This window comes from Flavobacterium sp., from assembly GCF_021151785.1.
Lineage (GTDB): Bacteria > Bacteroidota > Bacteroidia > Flavobacteriales > Flavobacteriaceae > Flavobacterium.
Map to the genome: position 1 here is coordinate 1 of NZ_JAGKWP010000107.1, position 7,675 is coordinate 7,675.

General features: G+C 34.6%; 7 protein-coding genes. 3 read left to right on the forward strand and 4 right to left on the reverse strand.

Annotated features, from left to right (window positions below; genetic code table 11):
* The coding region (gene fabF / locus QZ824_RS09820) for a beta-ketoacyl-ACP synthase II (protein WP_291275845.1) at positions 1-1,215 on the reverse strand (1,215 nt) is incomplete at its 3' end.
* A gap of 81 nt (positions 1,216-1,296) precedes the next feature.
* Positions 1,297-2,544 (reverse strand): DEAD/DEAH box helicase, encoded by a 1,248-nt coding sequence (locus QZ824_RS09825; protein ID WP_291275846.1) that lies wholly within the window; start codon positions 2,542-2,544, stop codon positions 1,297-1,299.
* Positions 2,545-2,671: 127 nt separating this feature from the next.
* On the opposite strand from QZ824_RS09825, the gene mnmD reads away from it, so the two are divergent.
* A complete protein-coding gene (mnmD, locus tag QZ824_RS09830) occupies positions 2,672-3,346 on the forward strand; it encodes a tRNA (5-methylaminomethyl-2-thiouridine)(34)-methyltransferase MnmD (RefSeq protein WP_291275847.1) in 675 nt (224 codons plus the stop codon).
* A 104-nt stretch (positions 3,347-3,450) separates the two neighbouring features.
* On the forward strand, positions 3,451-3,648 hold the full coding sequence (locus tag QZ824_RS09835) for a hypothetical protein (RefSeq protein ID WP_291275848.1): 198 nt from the start codon (positions 3,451-3,453) through the stop codon (positions 3,646-3,648).
* 59 nt (positions 3,649-3,707) lie between these two features.
* On the opposite strand, the gene guaB is transcribed toward QZ824_RS09835, so the two are convergent.
* A complete protein-coding gene (gene guaB, locus QZ824_RS09840) occupies positions 3,708-5,180 on the reverse strand; it encodes an IMP dehydrogenase (RefSeq protein WP_291275849.1) in 1,473 nt (490 codons plus the stop codon).
* A 62-nt stretch (positions 5,181-5,242) separates the two neighbouring features.
* On the reverse strand, positions 5,243-6,106 hold the full coding sequence (locus QZ824_RS09845) for a hydroxymethylglutaryl-CoA lyase (RefSeq protein ID WP_291275850.1): 864 nt from the start codon (positions 6,104-6,106) through the stop codon (positions 5,243-5,245).
* A 191-nt stretch (positions 6,107-6,297) separates the two neighbouring features.
* On the opposite strand from QZ824_RS09845, the gene QZ824_RS09850 reads away from it, so the two are divergent.
* Positions 6,298-7,557, forward strand: a complete 1,260-nt coding sequence (locus QZ824_RS09850; RefSeq protein WP_291275851.1) for an aminotransferase class I/II-fold pyridoxal phosphate-dependent enzyme — start codon at positions 6,298-6,300, stop codon at positions 7,555-7,557.
* Positions 7,558-7,675: the final 118 nt, after the last annotated feature.

Sequence of the window (7,675 nt, forward strand, 5' to 3'; positions counted from 1 at the left end):
CCCGCCAAAGCCAAAACAATTACTCAAAACTACATCAATTTTTTTAGATTTCGCTACATTAGGCGTTAAATCTATTCTCGGATCGATTGTTTCATCGATATTGAATAGGTTTATAGTAGGCGGAACAACCTGATGCTGAATAGCTAAAATTGCCGCAACTGATTCTACTGCCCCTGCTGCCCCGAGTAAATGGCCTGTCATTGACTTGGTCGAACTGATACTCATGTTATAAGTATGGTCACCAAATAATTGCTCTATGGCTTTTATTTCCTGTGGGTCACCTAACGGTGTTGATGTACCATGCGTATTGATATAATCAATCTCTTCTGGTTTCATATTGGCATCTTCCAATGCATCTTGCATTGAAAGAAACGCACCGAATCCTTCTGGGTGTGGTGCAGTTATATGGTAGGCATCTGACGACATACCGCCACCTACTATCTCACAATATATTTTAGCTCCACGGGCTACTGCATGCTCATATTCTTCCAGAATCAATGCCGCACCACCATCACCTAACACAAAACCGTCACGGTCTTTGTCATAAGGGCGAGAGCCAGTTGCAGGGTCATCGTTTCTTTCAGACATGGCACGTAAACCGTTAAAACCACCAATACCTGCTTGGGTAATGGCAGCTTCTGAACCACCTGAAATGCAAATGTTAATTCTACCTAAGCGAATATAGTTAAAAGCATCAATGATAGCATTGTTGGTAGAAGCACATGCCGAAACAGTAATGTAGTTAGGCCCTCTCAATCCGTATTTGATAGAGATTTGACCAGATGCACTGTCGGCAATCATTTTTGGAATAAAGAACGGGTTAAATTTCGGAGTACCATCACCACCGGCAAAGTTAATTACTTCTTCTTCAAAAGTTTTTAACCCGCCAATACCTGAACCCCAGATAACACCGGCTTTATTTTTATTGATTTTTTCTAAATCAAGCCCAGAGTCTTTCATGGCCTCGTCGGCTGCCACTATAGCATACTGGGTGAATAAGTCCATTTTACGGGCGTCTTGCCTCGGGATAAACTGTGTTACGTCAAAATTTTTGACCTCACAAGCAAATTTTGTACGGAATTTACTGGCATCAAATTTTGTGATAATGGCTGCACCACTAACACCGTTTGATAATCCGTGCCAGAATTCTTCTACCGTATTTCCGATAGGCGTTATAGCCCCCAATCCTGTTACAACTACTCGTTTGAAAGCCATAAAATGAGATTTGAAGTTTCATAGTATAAAGTTTCAAGTTTCAGGCTTAAATCATGAAACTTGAAACTTGCAACTCGAAAATTATTTAGAATTTTCTTCCAAGTACGTGATAGCCTGACCTACGGTCTGGATATTTTCTGCTTGGTCGTCTGGGATTGATACATTAAATTCTTTTTCAAATTCCAAACGCTTTTCTTCGATTTTTACCTCTTCCGGAATTTTAAAAACTTTAACTTCTTTATTCATTAGAAGTTCAATTTCTAAAAATTCTTCTTCTTCTTTTGGACTTACTATTGTTATAGCAATTCCTTCTTTATCAGCACGACCCGTTCTTCCTATTCGGTGTATGTATTGTTCTGGAGTTTCAGGTAATTGTAAATTGATGACATGGGTAATATCTGAAATATCTAAACCACGTGCCATAATATCTGTTGTAACTAAACCACGTAATTCGCCATTTTGGAATAATTCCATAGTATTTAAACGGTAATTTTGTGTTTTGTTAGAGTGTATGGCACCAAATTGATCAGGAAAATCTTCTTCTAAATGTTCTAAAACAAAGTCAGCTAAGCGTTTACTGTTTACAAATAATAAAATTCGGCTATATGTTTCTTCGGCCAAAAAATGCTTAACTAGATTTAATTTTGTTAAAAAATTAGGAGTTTTATATAAGCGCTGTTCAATTTTTTCTAAAGGTGTGCCACTCGGTGCAAGAGAAACTTCTTCCGGGAATTCAAAAAACTCATCTAATACATCATCTACTTCCTCGGTCATGGTAGCAGAAAACATAATATTTTGTTTTTTTGCTTTCATCATAGAGAGAATAGAGGTTAATTGAACTCGAAATCCTAAATTCAAAATCTCATCAAATTCGTCAATGACTAATTTTTGTATAGTATCAAATCTCAACACATTATCTAAAGCTAAGTCCATGACACGTCCAGGTGTGCCAACAACAATGTCTAAACCTTCATATACCGCAGTTTTTTGGGTATTGATATTTACTCCGCCATATACAGCTAACGAACGGACACTCATGTATTTAGTCAATTTGTCTATTTCTTCCTTAACTTGTACCACTAATTCGCGAGTGGGAACTAAAATAAGGACACGAGGAGTGTCTGTTTTTTGAAACTTCCATTGTTTTAATATAGGTAACAAATAAGCAAAAGTTTTACCAGTACCTGTTTGAGCAATTCCCATGACGTCTCGCCCCGACATCACATAAGGAAATGCTTTTGCTTGTATGGGTGTGGGGTTTGTAAAACCTAAATCGTCTATTGCTTTTTGTAAGGATGCAGGTAAGTTTAAATCTTGAAAGGTTACCATAAATATATTTTTTGGCAAAGATAGTGTTTTTGTATGTATTAGATTGATGTTGTTAGATGAAGGTCATCTGGAGGTTGTAGAAATAGAAATAATTTTAATAGATTTGATAAATTTATAAAAGTTATACATGCAACGAGAACTAATTATTACTAAAGACGGTTCTACAAGTTTTTTTGTTCCGGAGTTAAATGAAAATTATCATTCTTCTAATGGTTCAATAACAGAAGCTCAACACGTATTTTTAAAACACGGAATACATTTTTATTTGTCACGTAGTCCAAAAAGTCAATTAAGTGTTTTAGAAATTGGATTTGGTACGGGTTTAAATGCTTGGTTAACATGGTTAGAGGCTGAAAAAATGAATTTGTTTATTTCTTATGTTGGTGTAGAAGCATATCCTATAACTAATCAAGAAGTGGCAATGTTAAATTATGCTAAAATTCTGAATCATGAGGATAAAAATGCTAAATTTGAAAAGCTACATGCTATGAGTTGGAATGAAAAACATCGATTAGACTCAAGCTTTGAGTTATTAAAAGTTAATCGTTTTTTTGAAGATATAGATTTCGTAAATCAATTTGATATTGTTTATTTTGATGCTTTTGGTTTTGATGTACAACCGGAATTGTGGAGTGTTTCTATTTTTAAAAAAATGTTTGATAGTTTAAGGCCTGAGGGATTGTTAACCACTTATGCTTGTAGGTCAGTGATTAAGAAGAATTTACAAGAAGTTGGGTTTACTACTCAAAAGTTACCAGGTGCACCAGGTAAGAGAGAAATGTTAGTGGGATTAAAAATTTAGAAATTTTTAACTATAAAATTTTATAAAAATTAGTTTTTGTATTAAATTTTTAAGTAAATTAGCAATAAGTTCTTCATAATTGTTTAATTTTAAAATGAAAAACTATGCCAAGACAAATTTATTTGTATACCAAATCTATTTTAGAAAGAGTTAGCTTTGACGCAAAGTTATTTTGTAAAGAGTTAGAAAAAGCAACACGAATGTTGTTACCCTATGAATTGGACCAACTAAGAGAATGGCTTCTTAGTTTTACACAAGAGAAACCCGAATTAAGGCAGTGTATAGTCTTTATTGAGAACTAGTAACTTTTTAAAAATATAAGCCTCCCAGATGTAATTGTTGGGAGGCTTTTGTTTGTTGTTTATCTAGAATAATTTGGAGCCTCTTTTGTGATGGTAACATTGTGAGGATGACTTTCACTAATACCGCTTGAAGTAATTCTAACAAATCTTCCTTTACTTTGTAAAGTAGGAATGTCTTTTGCTCCACAATAGCCCATTCCAGCCCTCAAGCCTCCAATGAATTGTTGCATACTCTCGTTTAATTCTCCTTTGTAAGGTACTCTACCTACAATTCCTTCGGGTACTAATTTTTTCACATCATCTTCTACATCTTGGAAATAACGATCTTTAGAGCCTTCTTTCATTGCTTCTACCGACCCCATTCCTCTGTAAGATTTAAATTTTCTGCCTTCAAAAATGATGGTCTCTCCGGGTGATTCTTTTGTTCCGGCTAACATAGAGCCTAACATAACGCAATAAGCACCAGCTGCTAAAGCTTTTGGAATGTCACCAGTATATCTTATTCCGCCATCAGCAATAACTGGAATTTCAGTTCCTTGTAAAGCAGCAGCAACTTCTAAAACAGCCGAAAATTGAGGAAAACCAACTCCCGCTACCACACGAGTTGTGCAAATAGATCCAGGGCCTATACCTACTTTTACTGCATCCGCACCATTTTCAACTAAATACAAGGCTGCCTCCGGTGTAGCAATATTTCCAACTACAACATCTATTTGAGGGAAGTTTGATTTTACTTTTTTTAATACTTCTACGACTCCTTTTGTGTGTCCATGAGCAGTATCAATAATAACTGCGTCAACCCCAGCATTCACTAGAGCTTCTGCTCGTTGAACAGCGTCTCCTGTAACGCCAATAGCTGCTGCAACTCGTAAACGTCCAAATTTATCTTTGTTAGCATTAGGTTTTTGAGTCAATTTTGTAATATCTCTAAATGTTATTAGACCAATTAATTTAAAATTAGTATCTACAACTGGCAGTTTTTCAATTTTATTTTCTTGAAGAATTTCTTCAGCCTGACTTAGTGTGGTTCCTTCAGGTGCTGTTACTAACTGTTCCGAAGTCATAACTTCGGTAATTATTCTTGTATTGTTTTTTTCAAAACGTAAATCGCGGTTGGTAACAATTCCTTTTAAGGTTCCATTATTGTCAACAACTGGAATTCCTCCTATGCTGTATTCTTTCATTGCAGCTTTTGCATCACCTACATTAGCAGTTAACGGTAAAGTAACAGGATCTATAATCATGCCGCTTTCTGCCCGTTTTACTTTACGAACTTCAGCTGCTTGTTGCTCAATGGTCATGTTTTTGTGTAATACGCCAATACCTCCTTCTTGTGCCATAGCTATAGCCATTGCGCTTTCAGTAACAGTATCCATAGCTGCGGAAACTACTGGTACATTTAAAGTAATATTTTTACTGAATTTAGATTGAATGGAAACTTCTCTTGGAAGTACTTCAGAATAATTGGGAACTAATAAAACGTCATCGTAAGTTAGACCTTCACCAATAATTTTTGTTGTGTGTGCTTTCATGGTGCAATTTGTAATTAAATTGCGAGCAAATTTACTAAATTTTTAGTAACAATGTTTATTTATTAATGGTAAAAATTAAAAATCTTTAATGCTTCATTATAGGCACTTTCAAAACTAATAGCATGACAGTTTGTTTCAGTTTTCTGGGAAGTAAAATAAGAAAGTAACTTTTCTGTTGGCATATTGCCAGTTAAGTCGTCTTTTGCCATGGGACAACCTCCATAACCCTTAATTGCACCGTCAAATCTTGTGCATCCCGCTTTATAAGCGGCATCTACTTTTTCAAACCAAGTGTCTGGTGTGGTGTGAAGATGAGCGCCAAATTCAATGTTTGGATATTTTGGTATTAAACTAGAAAATAAGTACGCTATAATTTCTGGCGTGGAAGAACCAATGGTGTCAGATAAGGATAAAATTTTAACTCCCATGGAAGCAAGTTTTTCTGTCCATTCACCCACAATTTCAACATTATAAGGGTCTCCATAAGGATTGCCAAATCCCATGGATATATAAGTAACTACCTCTTTGTTTGTTTGATCGGCAATTTCTAAAATTTCTTGGAGAGTAACTAAAGATTCTGAAATGGTTTTGTGAGTATTTCTCATTTGAAAATTTTCAGAAATCGAAAAGGGGAATCCTAGATATTGAATTTCTTTAAATGATGATGCATTAATAGCGCCTTGCGTATTAGCAATAATAGCTAATAATTTACTTTTTGTTTGTGATAAATCAAGTTTTGCCAACACCTCGGCGGTATCTTGCATTTGCGGTATTGCTTTTGCTGAAACGAAACTTCCAAAATCAATAGTGTCAAATCCTACACGTAACAACGCTTGTATATACTGCACTTTTTTTTCAGTAGGAATAAAAGTTTTGATGCCTTGCATAGCATCTCTAGGACATTCTATTATTTTAATTGGTTTCATGGAGGTCAAAGATAACGAAAAGTTTATTTTTTGCAACAATGTTTGGCAAGAAAACCTATTCTTTTTTTAATAATTTATGGATTAGAATAGTCTTAAAAGCTAATTCAATGAGTGTTAGGATAATCGGGAAAAAAAATTATAAAAAACATATTTTTATTTATACTTTTGTCCGACAAATTAAGAATAGAATCATGGTTAAAGATTTATTTGAAAGAATACAACAAAATAAAGGTCCATTAGGTAAATGGGCTTCACAAGCAGAAGGATATTATGTATTTCCAAAGTTAGAAGGAGAATTAGGCCCAAGAATGAAATTTCACGGAAAAGAAATTCTGAATTGGAGTATCAATGATTATTTAGGATTAGCAAATCATCCTGAGGTTAGAAAAGTAGATGCTGAAGCTGCTGCTCAATATGGCGCGGCTTATCCTATGGGGGCACGAATGATGAGCGGACATACTACTTTACACGAACAATTGCAAAATGAATTAGCTGCCTTTGTTGGAAAAGAAGCGGCTTATTTATTGAATTTTGGTTACCAAGGAATGGTTTCAACTATTGATGCATTGGTGACAAAAAATGATGTTATTGTATATGACGTTGATGGTCACGGATGTATCATTGATGGTGTTCGTTTACACATGGGTAAGCGTTTTACTTACAAGCACAATGATGTTGAAAGTTTAGAAAAGAACTTGCAACGTGCAACTAAAATGGCAGAAGAATTAGGAGGTGGTATTTTAGTTATCACTGAAGGTGTTTTTGGAATGAGAGGGCAGCAAGGAAAATTAAAAGAAATTGTAGCTCTAAAAGAAAAATACAATTTCCGATTATTAGTCGATGATGCTCATGGGTTTGGAACATTAGGTAAAACAGGAGCAGGAGCAGGTGAAGAGCAAGGTTGTCAAGATGGAATTGATGTCTATTTTTCAACCTTTGCAAAATCAATGGCTGGAATAGGGGCTTTTGTGGCTGGTGACCAAGATATTATTGATTACTTGAAATATAATTTACGTTCCCAAATGTTTGCTAAATCATTACCTATGATTTATACAGTTGGAGCATTAAAACGTTTAGAAATGTTGCGTTCAATGCCAGAATTGAAAGATAAATTATGGGAGAATGTAAATTATTTACAAAATGGTTTAAAAGCAAAAGGATTTAATATTGGAGATACAAATACTTGTGTAACCCCTGTGTATCTTGAAGGTTCTATTCCTGAGGCAATGGTTATGGTTAATGACTTAAGAGAAAATTACAACATTTTCTTGTCTATAGTAGTGTATCCAGTGATACCAAAAGGAATTATTTTATTAAGAATGATTCCTACGGCTTCTCATACTATTGCTGATATAGATGAAACATTAGCTGCTTTTGAAGCAATCAGAGAGAAATTAGTAAATGGAACATACAAGGCATTAGCTGATGCTAATGTTGAAAATGTTTCCTAACAAAATCATGTAACATTTATGAAATGCGTCTTATTCATAGGCGCATTTTTTATTTAACTGAATTTCAATATTTTGTTTTATTATTTGTTGCATTAAAAGAATTAAGTTTAAAAAAAAT